This is a genomic window from Paenibacillus favisporus (assembly GCF_040545415.1).
GTDB lineage: Bacteria > Bacillota > Bacilli > Paenibacillales > Paenibacillaceae > Paenibacillus_AQ > Paenibacillus_AQ favisporus.
Genome location: NZ_JBEPLV010000004.1, coordinates 201689 through 226951 on the forward strand (window position 1 = coordinate 201689; position 25263 = coordinate 226951).

At 56.3% G+C, this 25263-nt stretch carries 17 protein-coding genes; 6 read left to right on the top strand and 11 right to left on the bottom strand.

Annotation, left to right across the window (positions count from 1 at the left end; all coding sequences use genetic code 11):
* Positions 1 to 53: 53 nt before the first annotated feature.
* On the bottom strand, positions 54 to 1859 hold the full coding sequence (locus tag ABID47_RS18880) for an ABC transporter ATP-binding protein (RefSeq protein ID WP_354499053.1): 1806 nt from the start codon (positions 1857 to 1859) through the stop codon (positions 54 to 56).
* Complete coding sequence (locus ABID47_RS18885) at positions 1856 to 3601, bottom strand: ABC transporter ATP-binding protein (RefSeq protein ID WP_354499055.1); 1746 nt, start codon at positions 3599 to 3601, stop codon at positions 1856 to 1858. Before ABID47_RS18885 ends, ABID47_RS18880 begins: the two co-directional genes overlap by 4 nt.
* Before the next feature lie 507 nt (positions 3602 to 4108).
* Between ABID47_RS18885 and ABID47_RS18890 the strand changes: the two genes are divergently transcribed.
* The 4 genes from ABID47_RS18890 (at position 4109) to ABID47_RS18905 (ending at position 8006) form a co-directional block, all read left to right on the top strand.
* On the top strand, positions 4109 to 5077 hold the full coding sequence (locus ABID47_RS18890; protein WP_145161773.1) for an ABC transporter ATP-binding protein: 969 nt from the start codon (positions 4109 to 4111) through the stop codon (positions 5075 to 5077).
* Positions 5078 to 5875 (top strand): ABC transporter permease, encoded by a 798-nt coding sequence (locus tag ABID47_RS18895; RefSeq protein ID WP_354499057.1) that lies wholly within the window; start codon positions 5078 to 5080, stop codon positions 5873 to 5875.
* Positions 5876 to 5985: 110 nt separating this feature from the next.
* A complete protein-coding gene (locus ABID47_RS18900; RefSeq protein ID WP_076173037.1) occupies positions 5986 to 6660 on the top strand; it encodes a response regulator transcription factor in 675 nt (224 codons plus the stop codon).
* The gene (locus ABID47_RS18905; protein WP_354499059.1) at positions 6657 to 8006 is read left to right on the top strand and encodes a sensor histidine kinase; all 1350 of its coding nucleotides are present in this window, start codon (positions 6657 to 6659) and stop codon (positions 8004 to 8006) included. The genes ABID47_RS18900 and ABID47_RS18905 overlap by 4 nt, the downstream gene beginning before the upstream one ends.
* Here the strand turns inward: ABID47_RS18905 and ABID47_RS18910 are convergent.
* From ABID47_RS18910 to ABID47_RS18925, 4 genes are all read right to left on the bottom strand, one after another.
* Positions 7975 to 10614 carry a LuxR C-terminal-related transcriptional regulator gene (locus ABID47_RS18910; protein ID WP_354499061.1) on the bottom strand — a complete coding sequence of 880 codons (2640 nt, stop codon included), beginning with the start codon at positions 10612 to 10614 and terminating at the stop codon, positions 7975 to 7977. The genes ABID47_RS18905 and ABID47_RS18910 overlap by 32 nt on opposite strands.
* Before the next feature lie 345 nt (positions 10615 to 10959).
* On the bottom strand, positions 10960 to 11622 hold the full coding sequence (locus tag ABID47_RS18915) for a DUF2642 domain-containing protein (RefSeq protein WP_354499063.1): 663 nt from the start codon (positions 11620 to 11622) through the stop codon (positions 10960 to 10962).
* 13 nt (positions 11623 to 11635) lie between these two features.
* Positions 11636 to 12979, bottom strand: a complete 1344-nt coding sequence (locus ABID47_RS18920; RefSeq protein ID WP_145027179.1) for an arsenic transporter — start codon at positions 12977 to 12979, stop codon at positions 11636 to 11638.
* Positions 12980 to 13184: 205 nt separating this feature from the next.
* The gene (locus ABID47_RS18925) at positions 13185 to 13952 is read right to left on the bottom strand and encodes a hypothetical protein (RefSeq protein ID WP_354499065.1); all 768 of its coding nucleotides are present in this window, start codon (positions 13950 to 13952) and stop codon (positions 13185 to 13187) included.
* Between the two features lie 348 nt (positions 13953 to 14300).
* Here ABID47_RS18925 and ABID47_RS18930 point away from each other — a divergent pair, with 348 nt between their 5' ends.
* The gene (locus tag ABID47_RS18930) at positions 14301 to 15350 is read left to right on the top strand and encodes a CotH kinase family protein (RefSeq protein WP_354499067.1); all 1050 of its coding nucleotides are present in this window, start codon (positions 14301 to 14303) and stop codon (positions 15348 to 15350) included.
* A gap of 86 nt (positions 15351 to 15436) precedes the next feature.
* Here the strand turns inward: ABID47_RS18930 and ABID47_RS18935 are convergent, their stop codons facing one another.
* From ABID47_RS18935 to ABID47_RS18955, 5 genes are all read right to left on the bottom strand, one after another.
* Positions 15437 to 17371 carry an ABC transporter permease gene (locus ABID47_RS18935; RefSeq protein ID WP_354499069.1) on the bottom strand — a complete coding sequence of 645 codons (1935 nt, stop codon included), beginning with the start codon at positions 17369 to 17371 and terminating at the stop codon, positions 15437 to 15439.
* Positions 17346 to 18119, bottom strand: coding sequence for an ABC transporter ATP-binding protein (locus ABID47_RS18940; RefSeq protein ID WP_076173030.1), 774 nt, complete (start codon positions 18117 to 18119; stop codon positions 17346 to 17348). Before ABID47_RS18940 ends, ABID47_RS18935 begins: the two co-directional genes overlap by 26 nt.
* 268 nt (positions 18120 to 18387) lie before the next feature.
* Positions 18388 to 19392, bottom strand: coding sequence for a sensor histidine kinase (locus tag ABID47_RS18945; RefSeq protein WP_181909182.1), 1005 nt, complete (start codon positions 19390 to 19392; stop codon positions 18388 to 18390).
* A 2-nt stretch (positions 19393 to 19394) separates the two neighbouring features.
* Positions 19395 to 20090, bottom strand: a complete 696-nt coding sequence (locus ABID47_RS18950; RefSeq protein WP_105445220.1) for a response regulator transcription factor — start codon at positions 20088 to 20090, stop codon at positions 19395 to 19397.
* Between the two features lie 184 nt (positions 20091 to 20274).
* A complete protein-coding gene (locus ABID47_RS18955; protein ID WP_354499071.1) occupies positions 20275 to 21384 on the bottom strand; it encodes a tetratricopeptide repeat-containing glycosyltransferase family 2 protein in 1110 nt (369 codons plus the stop codon).
* A gap of 228 nt (positions 21385 to 21612) precedes the next feature.
* Between ABID47_RS18955 and ABID47_RS18960 the strand changes: the two genes are divergently transcribed.
* Positions 21613 to 25233: a collagen-like repeat preface domain-containing protein gene (locus ABID47_RS18960; RefSeq protein ID WP_354499073.1), complete on the top strand. Its 3621-nt coding sequence runs from the start codon at positions 21613 to 21615 to the stop codon at positions 25231 to 25233.
* The last annotated feature ends 30 nt before the right edge of the window (positions 25234 to 25263 follow it).

The following is a 25263-nucleotide window of genomic DNA, read 5'->3' on the forward strand; positions in this document are numbered from 1 at the left end:
CCCGGCCGCAATTTGGCCGGGGCTGTTTGGCTATCCCCAAGTGATGAAGTGGTTCAGACCTTCACCGTCTCGTTTTTGCTGTCAGTTTGTTCGCCCGCCTCCGGTGAATCCGTCAGTTCCCCCTGCCACAGCAGCTGCATTTCCGTGCTGGACTCCAGCAGTTCGGCAAGGCTGCCTTCCGCTTCGATGCGGCCTTCCTTCATCACGATGATATGGTCGGCCTGCGCCAACGCTGCCCGGCGATGGGATACGGCGATGCAGGTGACGTCGCGTTCCTGAAACAGGCGCTCCCACAGCTTCTTCTCCGTTTCGACGTCGAGCGAGCTCGACAGATCGTCGAAGATAAACAGTTCCGACTCGGTCATCATCATGCGCGCTGTGGCGGCGCGCTGGATCTGGCCGCCGGACAGCATGACGCCTCTCGGGCCGACGAAGGTATCGAGACCTTTCTCCAGGTCCTCGATATCTTTCTCCATGACGGCCAGCCGGATCGCCCGGGCGAGCGCATCCGCCTCGGGCGGGCTGCCCTGGACGATGTTCTCCTGCAGCGTATCGCTGAACAGCCGCGGAACCTGCGGCGTATAAGCGGAGCGCGGCGGAACCAGGAACGCCGCCGGATCGATGTCGCGGCCGTTCCAGCGCACATCACCGCCCGATTTGGGCAGCAGGCCGAGCAGCGTGCGGACGAGGGTCGATTTGCCGGAACCGATCCGTCCGGTAATTACGACGAACTGACCTCTTGTCACCGCAAAGTTCACATCAGTAATCCCGTTCTCCGAGCCCGGATAGGTGTAGGAAAGGTTCCGGATTTCCAGCGTTTGCAGCCGGTCATCCGAGCTGCGCTCGACCACCGGCAGCTCTGGCGGCTCGCCGTAAAGGTACGTTTCGCTGAAATCCATGATCCGCTCCTGCTCCCCTGGCCGGAAGAGAACACTCATACGGTCGAGGGACACCTTAAGTCTTTTATGCTGAAAAACCATATATCCGAACAGGGAAATACTGAACGCAATATTGGTCATGTATGAGGTAAACAGGGCGAAATCGCCGACGGTAAACTGCCCGGCCTTCATCGCCGAGGCGCACATGAGCAAGATAATGCCGGTACAAATACTGAGCACATGCTGATTGAGCGAGCGCATCCACTGCTTGAACAGGTTATCCTTCAGCGCCGCCTGCCGCCGCGATTCATTCAGCTCCACAAAGCGCCGGTGGACATGATCCTCGGCCTGACCCAGCTTCAGCGCCTGCACCGCGCCGAAAGACTCGGCAATGAAACTCGTAATGCGCCCGGTGGCTTCACGGTTCTGCTGGCCGTAGCGTCTCGCCCGGTTGCCGGACAGATTGTTCAGCAGCGTTACCGCAACCAGCGGCAGGATCGCGACCAGGGTGATCTGCCAGTTGATGCGGGCCATGATGACCAAGGAGATGATCGTAAACGCAAACCGTCCCCAGAAGTCGACCCAGGACTCCACATATTCGACCACTTCGTCCACGTCTTCGCGGAACCGGCTCACGGCTTCGCCCGGCGATGCAGGGAGGTTGCGTCCGGGCCAGCGCATGATGCCTTTCAGCATATTCGTGCGGAGAATGGCCTGGATGTCGTAAATATAGGTGACCCATTTAAAAAAGGCCCAGAAGAAGACGCCGGTCCGGGAAATGCGGACGATCGCGATAAAGATGAGCGGGGCGACAAGCCACAAATAGTTATGCGACTGGCCGGTCGCTCTGTCGAAAAACCACTGCATGCCAAGGCCCAGCAGCAGCGGCATGGAATGGAACAGCCCCCACAAGAGGCCGTTCACAATAAACAGCGAGATGTTATACGTAAACAGGCGCTGGATAAACCGGGTTACGGTCATGCCAAGTCCTCCTCTCGTCCGGTAATCAGCAGCTGGGCGTAGTGTGAGGTTGGGTCTTTCGCCAATACCTCCCGTTCCCCGAATTCAAGAATCCGGCCGTCGCCCAGCACCATAATGTGGTCGACCTGCTCCAGCGTGGAGAGCCGGTGTGCGATCACGATGCCCGTGCAGTTCTGCATGAGCTGATCCACGGCAGACTGCAGCATCGCTTCGGTAGCGGCATCCAGCCGGGACGACGGCTCATCCAGAATCACCAGGCTCGGCTGGGTCAGAAAGACCCGTGTCAGGGCGAAAAGCTGCGCTTCCCCGGCGGACAGCGAGGCTCCGCCGGCCTTCAGGTGCGTATCCAGACCTTCCGGCTGCGAGTCGATCCATTGCTTGAGTCCGAGCCTTTCGGTCGTGCCCAGAATATAGTCGTCCGATATGCTGCCGTCAAACAGCGTCAGATTGTCCCGGAGCGTGCCGTCAAACAGCTGCACGTCCTGCGTGACCATGCCGACCCGGCGGTACAGCGCCTCGAGCTTCAGGTCGCGGATGTCTACGCCCCCCACCCGGACGGTGCCGCTGTTGATATTGTACAGGCGCAGCAGGACCCGGCTGAGGCTCGACTTGCCGCTTCCGGTACGTCCGATGATGCCCAGACGCTCGCCGGGCCGGATGGTGAACGTAATATCGTGGAGTACCGGCTTATCCGGGTTATAGCTGAAATGGACATGGTCGAATTCCAGACCAAGCGCTCCGTCAGGCAGCGCCGTTTGCGTTCCTTCCATGATTTCGGTGCGGCTCGCCAGCAGCTCTTGGGAGCGCAGCATGCCGGATTTGGCCTTTTGGAATTCCTGAACCTGATCCCCGAGCTGCTCGATCGGATCGTTCAGCATTTGGGTGTATTGATAGATCAGGAATAGCGTTCCGAGCGATATTTGGTCGGTCAGAAAATAATGAACACCGAGCATCAGCACCGCCGTCACGGCGATAGCAAACAGCACGACCGTCGTATTCCAGGGAATGACGCGCAGCATCCAGGCTTTGCGACCTTTGAGGAACACATTTCGCATGGAACGGTAGAAGCGGTTCATGACGTACGGCACGTTGCCGTTTGCCTGAACGTCCTCGATGCCGGCGATCCGTTCCTCGATCAGGCCGAACAGTGCCGCGCTGGCACCGCGTTCATCTTTGGAGGAGGTGACGCCCAGATTGCGGATGAACACCATGGCCCCAATAGATGCCAAAGTGAACAGGGTCATGACCGAAGCAATCGGCCAATTGATCGTAAACATATAGCCGAGAATGCCGGCAAGAAGCACGAAGCTGCCGATGACTTTAATGATAAACATGGCGAAAAAGTTCGACATGTTGGTGACGTCCCCGTCGATCCGCTCAATCATTTCGCCTGGCGTTTTCAAGTTGTGAAACCGCATGTCGAGCCGCAGGCAGTGCTTCAGCAGGTCGCCGCGCAGCTGGTTGGTGGCGCGCCAGGACACGTCGTTGCCGAGATAGCTGATCGCCACGGTCAGGACCTGGTTCAGCACGGCAAAAACCAGGTAAATCCCCGCCAGCACGAGCAGGCTGGAGACGATGCCGTTCGCGGCGGCCGTGTCGATAAAACGCTGCACGATCTGCGGATTGACCAGCTGCGCCCCGGTCGAGGCGAGCAGCAGAATAAGCAGCAGGAGCAGCCGCCCCCGGACCGGCTTCAAATACTTCAGCAGCCAGGACATTGACGGCTTTGCGGATTGTTGCATGGTAAAACCCCCCAATTCTAAACGAAACCTTATGTATGGTGACTTGCTTTCGCCCGGCTTTCATAATTGACCGGATGCAAATAATATCCATCATACAATAATTTGGAAGTGTTTCAAGATAAAGTTTGACTAAATCCAAACTTTATCGGTCCAGTCCGCAGCCTAATCGTCACTGCGCATGCGGATCATGCTTCCGATCCCTGTTATTCCCGGATTTCCATGGAACGGGTAGAAGGTTGAAATCCGGGAATAAAGGGGACCACTTCGTTTCTCCAGCACGATTCCGCCTGCTCCGTTGAAGCCATTCCACAAACCAGACGAGGGAATAAAAGCTGGCTTAATCAAAAGAGGCGAGGGTAAGGGGATATTTCGGGGCATGATCCGCATGCGGAGCCCTCCAGTTCATATTGAGTTCACATTACAGGTTTAATCTTAGTACCGTTCACAAGCTCGGCACTGCTTGATGCAGGCTCCGGCTGGTGACCCAGAATCAAGGGAGGTATGAAGATGGAACCCATCATTCGCGTAGAACAATTGCGAAAACAATATAAAAGCAGCAAACGTCCGGCCGTGGACGGGATCAGTTTCGAGGTGGGGCGGGGCGAATTTTTCGCCTTCCTGGGCCCGAACGGGGCGGGGAAAACGACCACGATTTCGATCCTGACCACCACGCTGTCCAAAACCGAAGGCACGGTCATGATCGCCGGCTATGACGTGGAGAAGGAAGCGGCGAAGGTGCGCCGGAATGTCGGCATTATTTTTCAGAACCCGAGCCTGGACCTGGATTTGACGGCGGAAGAGAACATCCGCCTCCATGTCAGCATCTATGGCGTTTATGCCTACCGGCCGTTCTACAGCATGATGCCGAAGGAATACAAGCAGCGGATCGAGGAGCTGGCCGCCATCGTCGGCATTCACGACAATCTGTTCAAGAAGGTCAAAGGCTTCTCCGGCGGGATGAAACGCAAGCTGGAAATCATGCGCAGCTTGATGCACAAGCCGCAAATTTTATTTTTGGATGAGCCGACGCAGGGGCTGGACGCCTCTGCCCGCCAATCGCTGTGGGCTTATCTGCAGAAGATCCGCAAGGAGGAGAACATTACGATTTTCCTGACGACACACTATTTGGAAGAGGCGGAGGAAGCCGACCGGGTATGCATGATCACGCACGGCAAAGTGGCAGTGCTCGGAACGCCGGAAGAGATCAAGCACAAGCTGCTAGGTGACAAAAGCATGCTGATCGATGCAGGCGACCGGAAGGCGCTGCGGGCGGAGCTGGAGGAGCTTCAGGTTTCCTTTACCGAAGAGGAGCAGTGCTTCCGGGTCCGTTTTCAGGATAAAACGCCGCAGTCCCTCGTAGCCCGTCTGCAAACGCCATTAAGCCGGATGGAAGTGCACCAGCAGACGCTGGAGGAAGCCTATCTGAGCCTAGTGCAGCAGAGTCAGAACGACGAATCGAGAAAGGGGGCGGTCTAAATGCTCATGACCAAAGCGCAAAAGGAAAGCAATGCGGTTGTGGCGATCGCCGCACGGGAAATTACGAAAGGGATCAAAAATCCGGTGCTGATGATCGTGAGCATCGTCTTTCCGATCATTTTCATCGGCATCTTCGGTGGAAGCCTGTCGCAGAACATGGCCGGCAATCTCGGCTACAATTATTTGCAGTTCATGATGATCGGCATGATCGTGAACAGCGTGTTCACGGGCCTCATCACGGGGATGAGCTCCCTGATCGAGGAAAGGAACCAGAATTTGACGCAGGAGCTGTATGTGTCTCCGATCTCCAGGTATTCCATTATCCTCGGTAAAATGATCGGTTCCAGCTTCACCAGCATCGTGGGACTGATTGGCATTTTGATCGTCGCGCTCCTGATGCAAATTCCATTAGGCGGCATGCATATTGTATGGCTGTTTCTCATTACGCCGCTGTTCTGCCTGATCGGCGGATCGCTGGGTATTTTCTTCATCGGGTTTGTCCAAGACAGTAAGACAGCGGATATCGGTTCGATGCTGCTCGTCATGCCGCAGATGTTCCTGTCGGGAGCGATGATTCCGATCCAGCATTCCACCGGCATTCTCGGCTTTCTAGCCCATATTATGCCGATGACGTACTGCATTGATTTGGCCCGGGTAGTATTTTATTCCGGGACGCCGGTTTACTCGCAGGTCGTGTTGTACAATCCGGTGACGGATCTGCTCGTGATGGCCGGATTCTTCCTAGTCTTCACAATCGTCGGCACATTGATGTTTACGAGATCGGAACGGAATCGGTAAAATGCAGGTAGGACGAAAATGGCCCCTCGGTTGGGGCATGGATGCACGGAACGCATAAACGCGAACGTTCGCGTTCATTTCATATTTATTATAGAAAGGAGTGGGGCGACTTGGCTCATATACTGGTTGTCGACGACGATCCTCATATCCGGGAGCTCGTCAGCCATCTGCTGAAGAATGAGGGCTATACGATAGCGGAGGCGGCGAACGGAAATGAAGCCTTGGAGGCAATGGAGTCGTTCAAGGCCGATCTGGTCATCCTCGATATTATGATGCCGGGCATGGACGGCTGGGAGCTGTGCCGTGAGCTGGATGCGGCCTATGACATTCCGCTGCTGATGCTGACGGCCAAAGGTGAGACTTCGCAAAAGGTCAAAGGGTTTGAGCTAGGGACCGACGACTATCTCGTCAAACCGTTTGACCCGCTTGAGCTGACTGTCCGGGTGAAGGCGCTGCTCAAACGTTATAAAATATCGGCCTCGCAGGAAATCCAGTTTGGCGACGTGCGTCTGAACCGCAAGACGTACGAATGCTACGCAGGATCGGCTGCGCTGACGCTCCCGCTGAAGGAATTTGAGCTGCTGTTTTTGCTCGGAAGCTACCCGGGCAAGACGTTTTCCCGGGATCAAATCATTGAACATATTTGGGGCTATGACTATGAAGGTGACGAACGGACCGTCGATGTGCATATCAAGCGGCTGCGGGAACGGTTTGCCGACCAGCAGGACCGCTTTCAGATCCGCACGATCCGCGGCCTCGGCTACCGGCTCGAGGTGCTGTCATGAAGGATCGGGAACAGGGGCCGGGTGATGCGTTCCAGGGTAATGGTACCGAAGCCCGTTCCAGGAACCTGGAGCGAAGCGGGCCGGATCGTTTCAGCACGCAGCGGGAACGGATTCAGCGCCGCCGTCTGGATCGGGAGCAGAACGAAACGTGGCAGCGCATGAATCACGCGAGGGGAACGAAGCCGGAGGATCGGCAGGAAGCTCGCCAGCTCAAGAAGGAAGAGCGGAGAAGAAAGCGGGAGGAAATTGCCAAGCGCAGAGAGGATGAGATTCGGGGCATGGACGGCGAGCCGCCGAACTTTTGGCTGCGCGTCCGGATCATCTTTTTCATGATCCTTGTGCTGTCAGCGCTCATCGTTTGCTGGACCGCCGCGTTCTATTTAACTCACGGCCTTCGCTGGCACATCTCCCCCCTCGTGAGGCAGCTGCTGAATTCCGTGCTTGGATTCGTCATTTTCGGTGTTTCCATCTCGATTATTTCGCGTTTTGCGAAGCGGAGACAGTCGGAGTTTTACCAATTGGTCATCGATGCGCTGAAGCGAATCTCCAAAGGTGATTTCAAGGTGGAAATTCCGGTGTTCGGTGAAAACGGCCACTGGGGCGGGATTGTGAAGGGGATCAACAACATGGCCGCCGACCTGAACAACCTGGAGCATATGCGCCAGGAGTTTATATCGAACGTGTCCCACGAGATTCAATCCCCGCTGACTTCGATCAGCGGCTTTGCCCGTGTCCTGCGCGAGGAGAACCTGAGCGCCGGCCAACGGGACCATTACTTGAACATTATTGAGGAGGAGAGCGTACGGCTCTCCCGGCTGTCGGAGAACATGCTGCGCCTGGCGTCGCTGGATTCCGACAAACATCCGTTTCACGCTGAACCCGTCCGGCTGGACAAACAGCTCCAGATGCTCGTTCTCGCCTGTGAGCCCCAGTGGCAGGGCAAGGACCTGGACATGTCCGTAGAGTTTGAGCCCGTGACGATCGAGGCGGATCGGGATTTGCTCAGCCAGGTCTGGGTGAATCTGCTCCACAATGCGATTAAGTTTACACCGGAGGGCGGAACGGTCCAGGTTTTTCTCGAGGAAAGCGGGCACGAGGCCGTCGTTCGCGTCAGGGACTCGGGCATTGGCATTTCAGCCGAAGACCTCGAGCATATTTTTGAAAGATTCTTTAAAGCGGATAAATCAAGAACCCGCTCCGGCGGGGGGAGCGGGCTGGGACTGTCGATTATTCAGAAAATCGTGCAGATGCACGGCGGCAGCGTCTCGGTCCAAAGCGCTCCGGGAGAAGGCACGGAGATGACGGTCCGGCTGCCTAAGACAGCAGACCGAGCTGCCGGGCCGTAACGAGCGCCTGGGTTCTCGAGGATACGCCAAGCTTTTCATACAGGCGGGATAAGTAGACTTTAATGGTCCCTTCCGACAACGCCAGCTCGGCGGCCATCTCCTTATTGCTCGCCCCTTGGCCGATCAGCCGGAGCAGCTCGGATTCGCTACGGCTCAGCGGCTCGGCCGAAGCCGCCGGAGCGGCAGCCGCAGCTGCCGTCTCCTGCATGGCCATGGGGAATAGCCTCAGAAGCGTGAGGACATAATCTCCGGATACTTCCCCCGGGAGCCCGGCCCCAAAGTCCTCATGGCTTCCAACGGACTCTCCGCGAATGACGACCGCCTCATACCGGCCAAGCAGCGACATCATCGGCTTGCCCTCATCCACGAAACTCCGGATATACCCGTTCTGTTCTCCCAGGAACAGGGCGGTATGGAGGTGGCGGAGGGCGGCCGTTTTTTGCCCCAGCTGTTCCTTCAGCAGCGCCTGCAGGATATGGTTCTCCACGATGCCGGAAACGAGCTGCTCGCGCTCCGATTGGGGCAGCAGATGCTCCAGAATCCGCAGCGCCTCGTTCTCCTTCCGCTGCTTGCCAAGCAGGCGCACAAGCGTCATCATTTCATACTCCCGCTGAAATGTCGGCTTGTCCTTGGCGGACAGCCCCAGCCGGGCCATCAGCTTCTTGGCGGCCGGCATCTGCCCGTCCGAAAGATGCATGCGGATTTTGAAAGCCGTCAGCAGATGGACCCAGGGCGCACCCCAGCCGGCAGAAGAGGAGAGCGGAGCATCCAGCACTTCGTCGATGACGTCATGCGCCAGAGCGGTCCGCCCGTCCGCAATGAGCAGGCGGGCCTTCATGAGCAGCATGGGGACGAGCAGTCCCGGTACGTTTAATTTTTCGGTCAGAACTGTCATCTCCTGGAGCATTTGGCGGCAATCGCCGAGACGGTTCCATTCATAATATCCTTCAACGAGCGACTGCTTCACATAGAGATGAATGAGCGACCCCTGCCAGCCATGGGCGGCGAGCACACCCATAAACAGCGTGCCGATTTTTTCCGTGTCCGCCGACAGAACTCCTTTTAACCCCAGTGCGGTCCGTCTCACAAGAGGCTCCGTTTTGTTGTAGTTAAACATATAATAAGTCGGGTTAGCCGGGAGGATATCGTCCAGCATGGTACCGATGAAGGCAAACCAATTCGTGAAGTCTCCGCTGGCGAACATCAGATTGGAACGGACGAACAGGATGCCGCTCTGCAGCTGCTTCAGCCGCTCCGATTCCTTCAGCATCCGGGTCGACGCCTCCAGTGATCCGAGTCTGGTTTCCGCCTGGTCGAAGTGCCCGGTGAGCACCAATACGAACGCGTACAAGAGTGACAGCTCCATAGACAGCTCATAGGCTGGCGGGAACCCCTCGAACCAGCGCAGCAGGACGGAAACTTCCCCGCGCTCCAGCACGGCTGGAATATGCTGCTCGAGCAGGCGGCCCACCTCGGCGTAATCTCCGGCAGCCATGGCGTGGTCTACGGCTTCGTCCAGCAATCCGCGGGACGCAAAGCCCCGGCTTGCCAGCCGGTTCAGCTGCAACCATTCATCGGGCTGATGCCGCTTGAGGTGTTCCCGGACAAATCCGGCGAATAAATGGTGGTAGCGGAACCATTCATGCTTCAGGTCCAGCGGGATGAGAAATAAATTGAACCGGCGGGCCGCGTCAAGCTTGTCCCTACTGGCAGGGTCACCCGTGAGCAGGCTGCATATGTCTGCATCCATCCGGTCGAGAACGGCCGTCGTCAGCACGAACGATCTCAAGTCGGCAGGAAGCTGCGCAAGTACCTCCTGAAAAAGGTAATCGGCCACATCCCGGTGGTCCCCATAGAACCCTTCGATCCATCGGTCCACGTCTTCCGCCGCTCTTAAAGAGAGCGAGGCCAGCTGCAGACCGGCCGCCCATCCCTCGGTCCGTTCCGCAATCCGGTCGATCTGCCGCGGGGTCAGCCGCATGATGCCGGACTTGTGGTAAAACTGCTCGGACTCGTCCCGGGTAAACTGGAGCCTGTCGGCGTCAATGACGATGCATTCCCGCTTGGAGAGCCATTTGGATGCAGGAAAAGGTACTTCCTTGCGGCTCGCGATCGTCACATGGAGGGTGGGAGGCATATAGTCGATCAGGTAAGACAAGCTGTTATGGATGCGGTCATCCTCTATCCAATGATAATCGTCCAATACGAGCTTTACAGGCTCGGACAGTCCATAAAGCTCATTCATTAACGCATCCAGGAAGGCGTCTGCCGACAGGGAAGGCAGGGCATTGGCCAGTTCCAGCATTCGCAGGGCTGCCGGGACCGGCAGGATTTCCGCCAATGCAAACGCCGCATAGCGCCAGAACCGGACCGGATCGTTGTCACGGCCGTCCAGCGCCAGCCAGGCGCAGTTGACTCCTCCGCTTCGGGCCCACTGCGTCAACAGGGTGGTTTTGCCTGAGCCGGCAGGGGCGTAAATCAAGGTGAGTCTGCCATGAACTCCACCCGACAGAGATTGAAGCAGGCGTTCCCTCTCGACCAGGCCATCCTTCGGAAAGGGCAGGGTGATTTTTGTTTTTAAGATGATTGCATCGGTCCGCGTGATCATTGTATCCTCCAAGTTTCCGACAAAATGGATGCCTTTTCCGTACTTTTTCTCTCATTATATAAAAAAACGGCCGATCCGTTAACTTTCGTTAATCGCCAAAGGCCTGTTCTTCGGTTAAAATATGCGCAGATCGGAAAGTAAGACGATGAGCCGGTCACCCCAGTTAACCAAACAACGCCATTCTCCCCACGCAGGGTCCCTGCTCCTGGGTCCTAGTTCCCCCTCCCCCACAACTCTGCCGCGAAGCTCCCCGGAAACCGGAAATGGCCCCCCTGCCAGATCCCGGCGTTATGCATAAATGCAAAAACAGCCAATCAGAGCATGCTCTGCATTGGCTGTTTTTGGTTAGGGAAGATGAATGGATTTGATATGATCCGTGTGAAGAAGGACGGTTTGGCCTCCCGCCTCGATCAGTTCTATAATATGACTGTCTACTTTTTTGAGGAGCCCGGCTTTGAGGGGAGATTCACCCAAATCGAACACGACCAGACCATTCTGGAATTTTTCAAGCTGCTGTTCCAAGTTCCGCGATAGGGCCGGTGTTCCCGGCTGCACGGGAAAATGCGAATCGCTCAAATCATAGGGGGTCATATTCGGAGGGTACGGGGACAAATATTTCACGTGGTGCAGCGGGATATAGACGGTATGGTGAACAGGGGAGTAGAAAAGGAAATAATCATTCATAATGCTGGTTACATACCCATGAATCGAGCTGGCACCGCCAAGATGGATTTCCGTAAATATGCCTCTTGCATTCATCAGCATCTTGCGAAAAGAAATATGGGTATGGTCAAGAACGGGCTCTTTGTTGGCTTGAGACGAATCCTCGGCCTCCTCCATGACCTTCATGTGCTGAAGATGGTGTACCGGAGTGTAAATATATTTGCTTTCCGAGTAGAGGACCAAAATATCACTGCCGACATCAATGAGTTCACCGATGATCGGGATTTTATAGCCCGAGATCTTTAATTCTATTGTTTTTCCAAGTAGAGAACGGATGGACTCCATAGCTTGCCTCCTTTCATATGACATATTGGGTCCAGAGATAAAGGCTGGCGAGGCTGACGATTAGACCGACAGGTATCACAATGAACGTAACGCGCATATACTGCTTCCATGTGATATGAATTTTGCTGCTTCTTAACATGAACATCCATATCAAGGTAGCGAGGGTTCCGACGGGCGTCAACAATGAACCGATGTCGCTTCCGATAATCGTTGCCATATAAGCGAGATGGACATGCTGCGGATCAAGTCCCATGCCGAGCACCGCTAAGGTTCCGATCATGACGGACGGCAGGTTATTCACGATATTGGACAACAGGGTCAGCAAAAGTCCGAATGCGGCGATCAGACTGGCTTCACCCATGCCGGCAAAAGGTTGTAATCCGTTGATTAAAGCGGCGGTTAACCCGGCGTTATCCAGGCTTTTGACGATAATATAGATGCTGAAGGCGAACAGCAGGATATGCCAAGGCGTCTTCGTGACGATGTCCTTGATCCCTGTTTTGGTCCGAAACCAGCGGACGAAGACGATGAGGGCAGCCCCGGTGATTGCGACATACTCGAGCGGTATACCCAAGCTTGCTGCTAGAAAAAAACCTGCCCGGAAGAGGACTACGATGCAGATGCTGACACGAAACAGCCACCAGTCGATTTGGGTTCTGGATTCGGTTGGCTGTTGAAGCGGGTGTATGTTAACCAATGAATAATCACGGGCGGGGTAACGGGAGATGGTAACGGGAATCTGTTTGCGGAAATAAAGGTAGAGCAGCATGGCGATCGTTGCGATCCCGATCATGGAGGGGACGAACATTATTAGGGTATAGCTGTTCAGGTCCAGGCCTACGATATTAAGCGCAATGAGATTCGCGAGGTTGCTCACGCCGATCGGTGCGCTGGATGCCGTTGCGATGAGTGCGCCGGAAAGGAGATACGGTATTTTTTGATGCGGCTTTAATTTCAGCATCGAGCAGATTTGAATAATGATAGGCGTTGTGATCAGGATACTGCCATCGTTATTAAAGAAAATCGTCATTAGGAAGCAGAGCAGGATCACGTACCAGAACAGTTTTCGGCCGGAACCGTTTACCCGTTCAATCAGGTTGAGAGCAACCCAGCGAAAAACACCGACGCTGTCCAGCACCAGGGACATCACGATCGTAGACAGAATCGTCACAGCGGCTCCGGAAACGATGTTGAAAATAGTGATCAGGTCCGTTAAAGGGACGACCCCGGCGGCGAGCAGAATAAATGCTCCGGCGGTGGTTGAAATGGATTCGTTGATTCCGCGGGGGCGCCACATTAAGAAAATGACGGTGATGGCAAATACGCCGACTGTTAACCACATTTGGTAGTCAGACATTTACTTTGACTCACCTCCCAGGGGGAGAACACTGGATACTGGCTGAATGACTGGATCTGCGGTCCGTGTAGCTTTTCCTGGACGAATCATCCAGTATAACGGGATTCCGGCAATTAAAACTGCAATAAATACATACATGGTTTATTCCCCCCTTTGTGGATTGGATTCAACGCGAAGGGTCTATTTTGTTGAATGCAGTCATGGCTTATTTACCGATTTTGCGCTTGCGTACCGTACGTTTAATCGTTTTGGTCTTTCTCCAGGATCTGTTAGCCCATTCCATGGCCCCTCTTGTCAGATTACCTTTGGTATGGTTGCCGCGGGTTTGGTTACCTCTGGTTTTGTTGCCTCTGGTTTGGTTGCCGCGGGTTTGGTTGCCTTTGGTTTGGTTGCCGCGAGTTTTGTTACCTCTAGTTTGATTACCTCGAGTTTGATTGCCACGAGTTTGATTACCCCGGGTTTGGTTACCTTTGGTTTGGTTACCTTTGCTTTGGTTGCCTTTGCTTTGGTTGCCTCCAGACTGATTGCCTTTAGATTGGTTTTTATTACCGCCGCTTTTGTTCTTGTTTCCTCCACTGGTGTTCGAGCCGATTACCATAACGGATTTCACATGGAATATCGGAATACTGATGACTTCATCTTTTTTGGCTACCACCGTCAATGTGGATTGGTTCACATCCGCAACCACACCTTCGACTTTTTCGGGTCCGCCGCGGTTAATCTGTACGCGTTGGTAGCGGAGCGCGTGCAGCAATCCAGCGAAGTTTCCTGCCATAATCGGGTCCACCGTCATGGCTTTTGCCCCTCCGGATTTGCCTGTGCTGCTGATGCTTTTGATATGGGTGCTGTTGACATAGACGATGCCTTCTTTCGTCGCAACGGCCAAGTAACCGTTTTGTATCCCCACCAGAACACCTACGATCGAGTCCGGCCCGCCGCGATTGATTTTCACCTCGCTCCCGATGGAGTTCATTGTGTTAAGACCTGCTAACGACATACCAATTACCCCTTCCAAGATAGTTTGGATAGTCTCATGAAGGGCTTTATTTGTCCTTCGAGTCTATCTGTAATCTATTTATATGTGTCTTGGAAAAAAGGGGACTAGCCGAAAATACTAGATTATCCAAAATCAAACCGGAGTCTATCTTTCTATGTCTGCCGAATAGATTTTACACTAGAAAGGCGTCAGCCCTTGCGTGAACTGCCGGCGCCGCATAGGTTGAACAAAGCCTAAATAGGGCAAATGATCACGCCGTGTTCAGCCCCAGTGGGCCGGGCAGGCCGTAGATCAGGCGATTCAATCTAGAAGGGCGGTTACGGCATGGGTCTGCCTGTATACCGGATCGAGTTAAAGGATTCGGCGATGAAAAAGCTGGAGGGCAACATATGGTCCGACTCGTTTGTCAGTGGAACGATGAGTATGAATGGCCGGAGGACTCCGATTCGCATTCGTTACCGCGGGGGCCATACCCGTGAATATCCGAAAAAATCTTATGAGATTCGGACGGCCAAGGCGACGTACCACTTTAACGCGGAACACGATGATCCGTCCCTCATGAGAAACGCCCTTTCATTTCATTACTTTAATGTGCTTGGCGTCCCCAGCCCCTCGACGAAACACTGCGTGCTTTATATGAATGGAAATAAGGAAGGGGTGTATTTAAGAATCGAGGCGGTGAAGTCTGCGTTTTTCCGCAAAAGGGGGCTCCATGCACGAAGCATCATCTATGCGGTCAATGATAATGCCGACTTTGCAATGCCGGAAAAAAATGCGAAGTCGAGCAAATTGCTGTCAGGATACGCTTTTATTAAAGGCAACGAAACGGACAGGAACCGCCTCAGTGACTTCATCCGCAGCATTAACCGGAAAAAAGGGACTGAGCTAAGCGATTATCTTCGGCAGCGACTGGATATGGACAATTACTTGCGCTGGTTATGCGGGGCTGTGCTGACCGGAAATTACGACGGGTTCCTCCAGAACTATACGATATTCGAATATGGCAAACGCAGTAAGTATGGAATGATCCCTTGGGATTATGAGGGCACATGGGGCAGAAACTGCTATGGTAAAGCTGTAAAATCCGACCTGGTCAGGATTAAGGGATACAATGTGCTGACTGGAAAAGTGCTGGCTTACAAGGCGAACAGACAGAAGTATAAGCGAATCCTTGAGCGGGCACTGGAATCTACCTTTACCGTATCCCGCCTGATGCCTGTGGTCAGGAAAATGCACAGCGCCATTGCTCAGGATATCTATGATGACCCTAAATATAAGTGGGATGTCGGTATCTTTGATACGGAACCGGATGTCATCAGGGAATATATTGAAGACCGGCGCCGGGATATCAAGAATGAAATGGAGCAGCTTTGAGCGAGCCGTGGCTCCCCCGGCTACATAACACAAGCCCTGGCACGCTTGCACGTACCAGGGCTTGCTTCCTAGGGATTGACCCCGCTTCAGATCATTTTCTGATGTAAATGATTTAAATAGCGCCAGCGCGTGATCCAATAATAAACGACCTGGATCGCCAGGAACGTGGCGAAGATGGCCAGCGTATGCGAAGCGACGGAGAAGTCGACCAGCTGCTGCAGGGCCAGAAAGGCGACGCTGCTGTGGATGACCGCCACCAGCATCGGCAGGAAGAACATCAGCAGCAGCTGTCTCGAGACGGTTCGCCCCAATTCCCTCCGGCTTAATCCCACCTTGGAGATCATCCGGTACTGCTCTTCGTCCCGGGCCAGGTCGGCATAGAGCCGGAAGTAGATGAAGCTCGCAGCAAAGGTGAAGAACACGATCCCGACGAGCCCGCTGACGATCAGCAGCAGGCCGTTTAACTGCCGGGACTCGACCCAGTCGATGACGAGCGCCTGGAAGTTGTAATTCATATTTCCCGACTCATCGACATCATTATTAATGGTGTCGCGAAGCTCCTGTGCGATGCGCAGCGTGTGGTGCCAGTCCGGGACGACAAACTGCACAGAGACGATTTTGAGCAGATTGCCGGCGTTCACCTTCGCATAGTCTGCATCGGACACGACATACACGTTGGTGGTATTGGGTACGACGATATGCGGCAGCGCTTTGAGCAGATGCAGGGTCATTTCCGAGCCTTCCTTTGTCAGGGTCAGACTGTCCTGGGTTAATCCGTCCAGCTTGAACTCGCCGGTTTGCGTGACCGTCGAGGGCGTTGCGAGTGCTTCCCCTTCACGAAGCGTCTCCTGCTCGTAACCGAGGGCCGCAGCCAGATGGTTATAATCGTCCAGCTTGATCAGCATGAACCCGTTATCCGAATAAGTCGGGATATAAGATACTTTGCGGTAGTCAAAACCCTCTCTCCGCAGCGTGTCTTCAATGAGGCGGACATGCTTCTGCTCCAACGAATTTTTATGGTCCGAATCATTGTATGAATCGTACGTGAACGCATACGGATTCTTCATCGCGGCGAGCCCGGGGTCGCCAATGGCCAGCGCGGTTCCGATCCCGGTAAAAGCGGTAGCGGAAATGACCGCAACCATGAAGAACATGACCGCATTGTCCCGCAACCGGTAGATCAGCTCGGAAATCGTCAGCAGGTTCGTCCGCTTGAGGAAGATACGGGGACGCTTCTTCATCGCTCTCATTACGTACACGCTGAGCTGGGTGAACAGAAAGTACGTGCCGACGATGACCAGGGCCACGCCGCCAAGCAGCAGAGGGAATGAGAACATCCGGCGCAGCGCGAACAGAAACACGCAGGCGTAGCCGATCAGAATGAGCAGGGCGGATAGGACGGACAGCAGGACCGATGCCTTCGGTTCGGGCTTGGGTTTATCCTCCGCTTTGATCAGCTCGATGAGCGTGCCTTTCCGGGTCATCACCGAGGTGAAGGAAGCGACCAGCAGAAACAGAATCAAGTAAGCCCCGGCAGTCAGCAGGATCGCTTTTCCCGGCAGGTAAAAGGGCAGCCCGTCGACGATCGCCAGCATTGAAGCGGAGATGAGCAGGATCAGCTTCGAGAACACGGCACCGACGATGATCCCAGCGATAATGGCGGCGGCGCCGATCGCGATATTTTCAATAAAAAGCATCCGGTTCAGCTGTTTGCGGGACATGCCGAGCAGGAGCAGAATGCCGAATTCCTTTTTGCGCAGCTTGATAAACGAAGACGCTGAGTACAGCAGGAAAAAGAACGAGAAAATGAACACGATACATTGAGACACCCGCAGCCCCATCGTGCCGAGCATGCTCAGCGTTCCGCTGGAGGACACGATGTTTCCCTTCAGGTCGGGATGAAAGAGCAGCAGGGCATAAATGAAGAAAATCATGACCGAAAAGGCGCTGCTCAGAAAATGGGCGACGTACGCCCGCTTGTTCCGGAAGACGTTATTAAAGGCGAACTGGCGAAAATTCATGTCCGTTCCCTCCCAGCAGCGACAGCACGTTGATGATCTTTTGGTAGAACGCTGCACGGTTATCCCCGTCATGGATTTCGTTGTACAGCTGGCCGTCTTTGATAAAAATGACGCGGTGACAGTAGCTCGCCGCCACCGGATCGTGGGTGACGAGCAGCATCGTGGCCCCGTCCTCCTGATTGCGCTTCTCCAAAATTTCCATCACGTCGCGCGCCGCCTTGGAGTCCAGGTTGCCTGTCGGCTCGTCGGCCAGCAGCAGCTTGGGCCGGTGGATCAGCGCCCGCGCGATCGCGGTTCGCTGCGCCTGCCCTCCGGATATCTCGTAGGTTCGCTTATCCAGGATCGGGGTAATGCCAAGTTTCTCAGCCAGAGCGGCAACCCGTTCGTTCATTTCCTGCACGCCGACGCCATCCAGCGTTAACGGCAGTATAATGTTCTCCTTCACCGTCAGCGTATGAAGCAGATTGAACGACTGAAAGACGAAGCCCAGCTCCCGGCGGCGGAACAGTGCCAGCTGATCCTGGGACAGGCGGTACGGGTCTTCCCCGCCGATGCGGATTTCGCCCGAGGTCGGGCGGTCGATGGTCGACACGATGTTCAGCAGGGTCGTTTTTCCGCTGCCGGACGGCCCCATGATGCCGACAAACTCGCCTTCCTGAATCGTTAAATCGATATTGGACAGAGCCTCGTAGGAAACCATGCCTTTATAAATTTTGCCTATGTTTTTGGCGGATAAAATGTCCGTCATCCGAAGCACTCCTTCTCTTCAACCCGGACACCTGCCCGCGCGCGGGAGAGCGGCGGAACCGGCGGTCCGTTCAATTTTAGGGCCCCACAAGATCAGTGATGGCGCATCGATGTAAAGAGATGCTTTGCGGGGTTCATCTAGGTCCAGTGTAAGCGATGGAGCCCAAATCTCCTATGGATGGACCTTTCAGCAATCTTACACGGATGTAAGCTTGCGTCACCGCCTGCAGGCTTGTCTTGTCCGGACGCGCGGCAAAAAGGCGCCGAAATCAACGATTCCGCACCTGTACCTGCGAGCGCTCAAAATGGAGACGGACCGCCGTCCCTTCCCCGGGCACCGATTCAATGCGAATGCCGTGGCCCAGCTTGTCCGCGACCTCTTTTACGAGATACAGCCCCATACCCGTCGATTCCTTGAACCTGCGGCCGTTCTCGCCCGTGTAGAAGGGACGGAAGACTCGTCCGAGGTCCGCCTTCGGGATGCCGACGCCCCGGTCCCGGATTTCTAGGGTCAACGAACGGTCGTCTTCAGTCCTGGCGGAAACCGTAATTTTGCTGCCAGTGCCGGCGGCATATTTGATGGCGTTGGACAGCAGCTGCTCGAGCATGAACCGCATCCATTTGGCATCGGTTTGCACCATAACCCCGTCGTCCACCTGAACTTCCGGATACACATGACTGCGGATAAAATACCGCTTGAGCTCGTGCACCGTCTCGTTTACGGCCTGCCGGAGCCCGACGGGCTCCACGCTGAAGTCCTGCTCGAAGGTTTCGAGACGGGACACGTACAGCACCATCTCCAGACCGCGCCGGATGCGGTCGGTTTCTTCCGATATGCTGAGCAGACGCTCATCGTCTTCACCCTGCGTAATCATTTCGATGACGGATACCGGCGTCTTCATCTGATGCACCCACTGGTTCATAAAGGTCAGGTGCTCCTGCTGCTTGCGTTCCCAGGTCTGAAGCAGGTTCTGGTAATGCCGATACTGCGTCTCCAGCAGGTGGTTGAAGGCTTGGGACACCGGTGCGGTACCGCCTGCGGCGATCGACTCGTTTAAGGCTTCAAATGGACGGGATAAGCGCATGTACAGCAGCCGCTGGCTGAAGAAACGAAAGATGAGATATCCGGCCAAAATAAATAGGCCGAGAAAAATGCCATAGAGCGCCGTGAGCGGATGGTCGTATCCGTCAAACCAGAACACAGCCACAACGGCCAGCAGTTCCAGCATCGTGAAGATCAGCAGCGGAATATGATCGCGAATGAAGAGCTTCAACGTCATGCCTCATCCTTCCATGCCATATTGAGACGGTAGCCCGAGCCGCGCACCGTTTCCAGCGCCTCCCCGATGCCCAGCTCCGCCAGCCTTTTGCGGACACGGGTAATATTCACGCTCAAGGTGTTGTCGTCCACGAACGTGTCGTCCCACAGCTTCTCGAGGATCGTCTCCCGGGAGACCAGCCGCGGGCTGCGTTCCAGCAGGGTTTCGATCAGAATCGTTTCCTTCCGGGTCAGGGAGATCCGCTTGTCCCCCAGCTTCAGCTCCATCCGTTCGGGATACAGGACAAGCCCGGCTTGTTCGACCGTCCGCTCGCCGCCGGCAGCGTAATCCCCGTAGACCCGGCGGAGCTGGCTGCGGACTTTGGCCATCACGATTTCATAGTGAAACGGCTTGGTGATATAGTCGTCGCCGCCGTTCTCCAGGGCCATGACCTGGTCCATCTTTTCGTTGCGGGCCGAAATAAAGATGATCGGGCAGGTCGATACCTGACGAATCTGCCGGCACCAGTAGTAGCCGTCGAAGCTCGGCAGGTTGACATCCAGCAGCACGATATGGGGGGCGGCCGCCGTAAACTCATCCAGCACACGGTCGAAATCGTGAATCACGATGGCCTCGTCTCCATATTTTTGGATATGGGACTGAAGCAGACCGGCGATCTTCGGATCGTCCTCGACGATCAATATTTTATACATATCCGAATTCTCCTTATGAATGCAGTACTCGTGTTCCTATAATCGTTAACTCAGTATCATTATACACGTAAACCGCCGCGGGATTCAGGCGGCCAGGGTTCTGGACGGGAAACGGATCCCTGGGATCGTTTAAACAATGAAAAAGGTACCCTCGCCTGAGGGCAGCTTTTTGAGCTGCACTGGGTTAGTCGTCGCTTATTGACTCTCTCGGAGGGATGTCATTCCTTTTTAAACGGGACTCCAAATACGTCTTGTTACCAAGGACGGAGGGATGTTCCGGCTGATAATGCCTGGCGGCTTCGTTATGTTCATAAGCCGTTTCATACTGGCTGAGCTTGTCGTAACAGACGCACAGCTGCAGATGCGGGAGCCATGTGGCATAGGATTGGTTGGATATCCCCCAATGGCTCTTCGGCGCCGTCCATTCCAGAGCCTGCCGGTACCAGAAAATGGCCGTTTCCCAATCCGCTTGTTCCATATATCGGAAGCCGAGCCTGCAGCAAAACTCGGGGCGGGGTTTGCCGTATTCCAGCGATTTCAAGGTGTAGAGCAGCTCCTTGGATCGATTCCCAAGCGCATGGTAACAATCGGCCAATTTGCCGCATGCCGCAATATTATCCTCCACCCACCCGCAGCCTTCGTTCAGAAATTTCTCATAGTAGAACACAGCCATTTCATATAAATGGTGGTCCATCAGCTCATTTGCAAAATAATACGTATCCCTGGGAGTAAATTCCACCTTTTGGGACAATTTGCGCAGGTAGATGTTGAGGTTGCGGTCGCGGTTTCGATCGTCACCTCGGTGAGTAACGGCAATATCGCTGTCCACAATCCGTCCGCTAACCTCCAGATATTCATGAACCGCACCGATCCAGCGAAATCCCCGCGAACGCTTGACCAAACGGTTGCGGCGCAGCTGGACGGTAACGTTCCCGTACGGGTCGGAACCGAGATGGTACAGCATCGTGACCGAATCGGTCCTTGGATCGAGAGACTCCTTGAGCCGGATCAGTTTCATCTGATCTTCCTCTTGGAGAATATCGTCGGCGTCCAACCACAGAACGTACTCGCAGGTGGCGAGACTGAAAGAAAAATTCCGGGCCGCGCTGAAATCGTCAATCCAGTCGAAGAAGTGAATGTCGTCAGTGAATTTCCGTGCGGTCTCCCTTGTTCCGTCCGTCGATCCGGTATCCACGATAATGATCTGATCCACAGCGCGGGATACCGAGGACAGGCACCGTTCCAGCGTGTGTTCTTCATTTTTTACGATCATGCACAGGCTGATGGTTATCACAAACAGGGTTCCTCCTAGACTCCACACGGATTGCTGCTCGGAGAAGTGATGAGCTGCCGCCATGCGTAATAAATATGTATCAATACCGTGTGTCGTGCGGCGGGCTTCCACTGAAATCTGGCCGCTTATTCAAAGGTTATGTGCATCGGTAGGCGGACATACCAACCGGACCATTCCGAACGGCGAGTTCGGCGGGTCCCGGCAGCCGGATTTTCAGGGGGGGTCATCATGGGCAAAGATGAGAACATGGATTGCGGTGACGGAAAAAGGAACAGGGACAGGGACATTTCCGGCATCATCTTGATCACGGTACATGAGTCTGAGGAGCTGCATGTTCTGCTGAAGCGGATGCTGCTGAAAATCCCCCCGGTTGTTTATTCGGGATCTCCGGCCTCGGCTGCGGGACTGAACGGCGTGCTGAAGGAACTGCTCTGCTTCATCAACAATCTTAGCGGGCTGAAACCCAGGGAAAAGGCCCAGCTTCAGGCCATCCTTGAGCTGACGATTATGATGTCGGAGGCCGATCCTTTATCGGTCATGGGTCTGGTCATCAAACTCCAACAGCTGCTCGGGGAAATGCTGTCGTTTGTACTTTTGCTTCGGGTCAGAGCCTCTGTCAAGGATTTGCTGGTCGATGCGATCAGAAGGATTGAGCGTTCAATTGCTGCTCTGCTGCCGCGGATCGCAGCTGGTGGGCCAGCGGGACCGACGGGGCCGCCGGGAATGCCGGGCCCCCCTGGAGTTCAAGGGATACAGGGTCCAGCAGGTCCTGCCGGTGTGCCGGGTGACCCGGGAGCAACAGGCGAAGGAGCCACGGGAGCCACGGGCGATACGGGAGCGACGGGAGCTACGGGTGCAACAGGAGCCACGGGAGCAACTGGCGCTACAGGTGCCACGGGTGCGACAGGTGCCACGGGAGCGACGGGCGATACCGGTGCTACGGGTGCCACAGGAACGACAGGAGAAACCGGTGCCACGGGAGCCACCGGAGCAACGGGCGACGCGGGTGCAACGGGAGCGACAGGTGCAACAGGAGCGACGGGTGCAACAGGTGCGACAGGCGCTACGGGCGCCACGGGTGCGACAGGTGCCACGGGAGCGACGGGTGCAACGGGCGACACGGGTGCGACAGGCGCTACGGGTGCCACGGGTGCGACAGGTGCCACGGGAGCGACGGGTGCAACGGGCGACACGGGTGCGACAGGCGCTACGGGCGACACGGGTGCGACAGGTGCTACAGGGCCAACGGGAGCCACGGGAGCGACGGGTGCAACAGGCGACATGGGTACGACAGGAGCCACAGGAGCAACAGGAGCCACGGGCGACGCGGGTGCTACAGGAGCAACAGGCGCCACAGGAGCAACGGGTGCAACGGGCGACACGGGTGCGACAGGCTCTATTGGTGCGACGGGTGCAACAGGTGCGACAGGAGCAACGGGCGACACGGGAGCAACTGGCGCTACGGGAGCAACTGGTGCAACAGGGGCGACAGGCGCTACGGGCGCCACGGGTGCGACAGGTGCCACGGGAGCGACAGGCGCTACGGGCGATACAGGAGCCACGGGAGCAACGGGCGACACGGGAGCAACAGGAGCGACGGGAGCAACAGGAGCGACGGGAGCTACGGGTGCAACAGGAGCCACGGGAGCAACTGGCGCTACAGGTGCCACGGGTGCGACAGGTGCCACGGGAGCAACAGGAGCCACGGGGGACGCGGGTGCAACAGGAGCAACAGGAGCGACGGGTGCAAGGGGGGAGACAGGCGATACGGGAGCTACAGGTGCCACGGGAGCGACAGGCGCTACGGGCGATACAGGCGCAACAGGCGCAACAGGAGCCACAGGTGCCACAGGCGCAACAGGAGCTACAGGTGCCACAGGCGCAACAGGAGCCACGGGAGCAACTGGCGCTACAGGTGCCACGGGTGCGACAGGTGCCACGGGTGCGACAGGTGCCACGGGAGCGACAGGCGCTACGGGCGATACAGGAGCTACGGGAGCAACTGGCGCAACAGGAGCCACGGGTGCGACAGGTGCCACGGGAGCGACAGGCGCTACGGGCGATACAGGAGCTACGGGAGCAACTGGCGCTACAGGTGCCACGGGAGCGACAGGTGCCACGGGTGCGACAGGTGCCACGGGAGCAACAGGAGCCACGGGGGACGCGGGTGCTACAGGAGCAACAGGAGCGACGGGTGCAACGGGGGAGACAGGCGATACGGGAGCTACAGGAGCCACGGGAGCGACAGGCGCTACGGGAGCGACAGGCGCTACGGGCGATACAGGCGCAACAGGAGCTACAGGTGCCACAGGCGCAACAGGAGCGACAGGTGCTACAGGGGGCACGGGAGCAACGGGTGCAACGGGTGCGACAGGAGCTACGGGAGCGACGGGAGCGACGGGAGCCACGGGAGCAACGGGAGCCACGGGAGCAACAGGAGCAACGGGAGCCACGGGTGCAACGGGCGACAGGGGTACGACAGGAGCAACGGGAGCCACGGGCGCTACTGGAGCGACAGGGGCCACGGGAGCAACAGGAGCAACGGGTGCCACAGGAGCAACAGGGGCGACAGGCGATACGGGAGTCACGGGAGCAACAGGTGCAACGGGAGCTACAGGTGCTACAGGGGCGACAGGCGATACGGGAGCCACAGGAGCCACGGGGGCGACAGGCGCTACGGGCGATACAGGAGCAACGGGAGCAACGGGCGCCACGGGAGCGACAGGTGCTACGGGCGACACGGGAGCAACAGGAGCAACGGGAGCAACAGGTGCTACAGGGGCGACAGGCGATACGGGAGCCACGGGTGCGACAGGAGCTACGGGAGCGACGGGAGCTACGGGAGCTACGGGAGCCACAGGCGCTACCGGAGCCACGGGAGCCACGGGTGCCACAGGAGATACAGGAGCGACAGGAGCCACGGGAGCAACTGGCGCTACAGGTGCCACGGGAGCTACGGGGGTCACAGGCGCTACGGGAGCGACAGGCGCTACGGGCGATACAGGAGCTACGGGAGCAACGGGCGCCACGGGCGCCACGGGAGCGACAGGTGCTACGGGCGACACGGGAGCAACAGGAGCAACGGGAGCAACAGGTGCTACAGGCGATACGGGAGCTACAGGAGCCACGGGAGCGACAGGCGCTACGGGCGATACAGGAGCTACGGGAGCCACAGGAGCTACGGGAGCCACGGGTGCAACAGGGGCGACAGGCGCTACAGGAGCAACAGGAGCCACAGGTGCCACAGGCACAACAGGAGCGACAGGTGCTACAGGGGGCACGGGAGCAACGGGAGCAACGGGCGCCACAGGAGCGACGGGTGCAACAGGAGCAGGTGGAGTGGTTCCTTTTGCCTCGGGGCTGCCACTTAGCTTAACGACAATCGCAGGCGGGCTGGCAGGAAACGTAGGGCTCGTTGGGTTTGGCAACTCCGGAACGACGACTCTTGTAGGGGGAACCTCAATCGATTTGACGGGGGCCGCCGGAACGCTGTTAAACTTTGCCTTTTCTATGCCAAGGTCAGGGACGATTACGTCCATCTCCGCTTATTTCAGCACGACGGCCGCCTTGAACTTGCTGGGAACAACATTGACCATTACAGCTACTTTGTTCAGTTCGCCTACCCCGAACAATACATTTACGGCGATACCGGGCGCTACGGTTACCTTGGCCCCTTCATTGACCGGAACTCTGGCGCTTGGAACCATTTCATCGGGGAACCTTAGCGGGCTGTCTATTCCCTTGACATCGCAAACACGCCTGCTCATGGTCTTTTCGGTCACGGCTACCGGACTCAGTCTGATCAACACCGTTGCCGGATACTGCAGCGCCGGGGTCAGCATTGGGTAATTCATCCTTTGTTTTACAGGGTCAGAGACT

Bases quoted from the DNA above. Each gene is read 5' to 3' on its own strand.
- ABID47_RS18880 (WP_354499053.1), bottom strand. From the start codon at position 1,859: ATGACCGTAACCCGGTTTATCCAGCGCCTGTTTACGTATAACATCTCG.
- ABID47_RS18885 (WP_354499055.1), bottom strand. From the start codon at position 3,601: ATGCAACAATCCGCAAAGCCGTCAATGTCCTGGCTGCTGAAGTATTTG.
- ABID47_RS18890 (WP_145161773.1), top strand. From the start codon at position 4,109: ATGGAACCCATCATTCGCGTAGAACAATTGCGAAAACAATATAAAAGC.
- ABID47_RS18895 (WP_354499057.1), top strand. From the start codon at position 5,078: ATGCTCATGACCAAAGCGCAAAAGGAAAGCAATGCGGTTGTGGCGATC.
- ABID47_RS18905 (WP_354499059.1), top strand. From the start codon at position 6,657: ATGAAGGATCGGGAACAGGGGCCGGGTGATGCGTTCCAGGGTAATGGT.
- ABID47_RS18910 (WP_354499061.1), bottom strand. From the start codon at position 10,614: ATGATCACGCGGACCGATGCAATCATCTTAAAAACAAAAATCACCCTG.
- ABID47_RS18915 (WP_354499063.1), bottom strand. From the start codon at position 11,622: ATGGAGTCCATCCGTTCTCTACTTGGAAAAACAATAGAATTAAAGATC.
- ABID47_RS18920 (WP_145027179.1), bottom strand. From the start codon at position 12,979: ATGTCTGACTACCAAATGTGGTTAACAGTCGGCGTATTTGCCATCACC.
- ABID47_RS18925 (WP_354499065.1), bottom strand. From the start codon at position 13,952: ATGAACTCCATCGGGAGCGAGGTGAAAATCAATCGCGGCGGGCCGGAC.
- ABID47_RS18930 (WP_354499067.1), top strand. From the start codon at position 14,301: ATGGGTCTGCCTGTATACCGGATCGAGTTAAAGGATTCGGCGATGAAA.
- ABID47_RS18935 (WP_354499069.1), bottom strand. From the start codon at position 17,371: ATGAATTTTCGCCAGTTCGCCTTTAATAACGTCTTCCGGAACAAGCGG.
- ABID47_RS18940 (WP_076173030.1), bottom strand. From the start codon at position 18,119: ATGACGGACATTTTATCCGCCAAAAACATAGGCAAAATTTATAAAGGC.
- ABID47_RS18950 (WP_105445220.1), bottom strand. From the start codon at position 20,090: ATGTATAAAATATTGATCGTCGAGGACGATCCGAAGATCGCCGGTCTG.
- ABID47_RS18960 (WP_354499073.1), top strand. From the start codon at position 21,613: ATGGGCAAAGATGAGAACATGGATTGCGGTGACGGAAAAAGGAACAGG.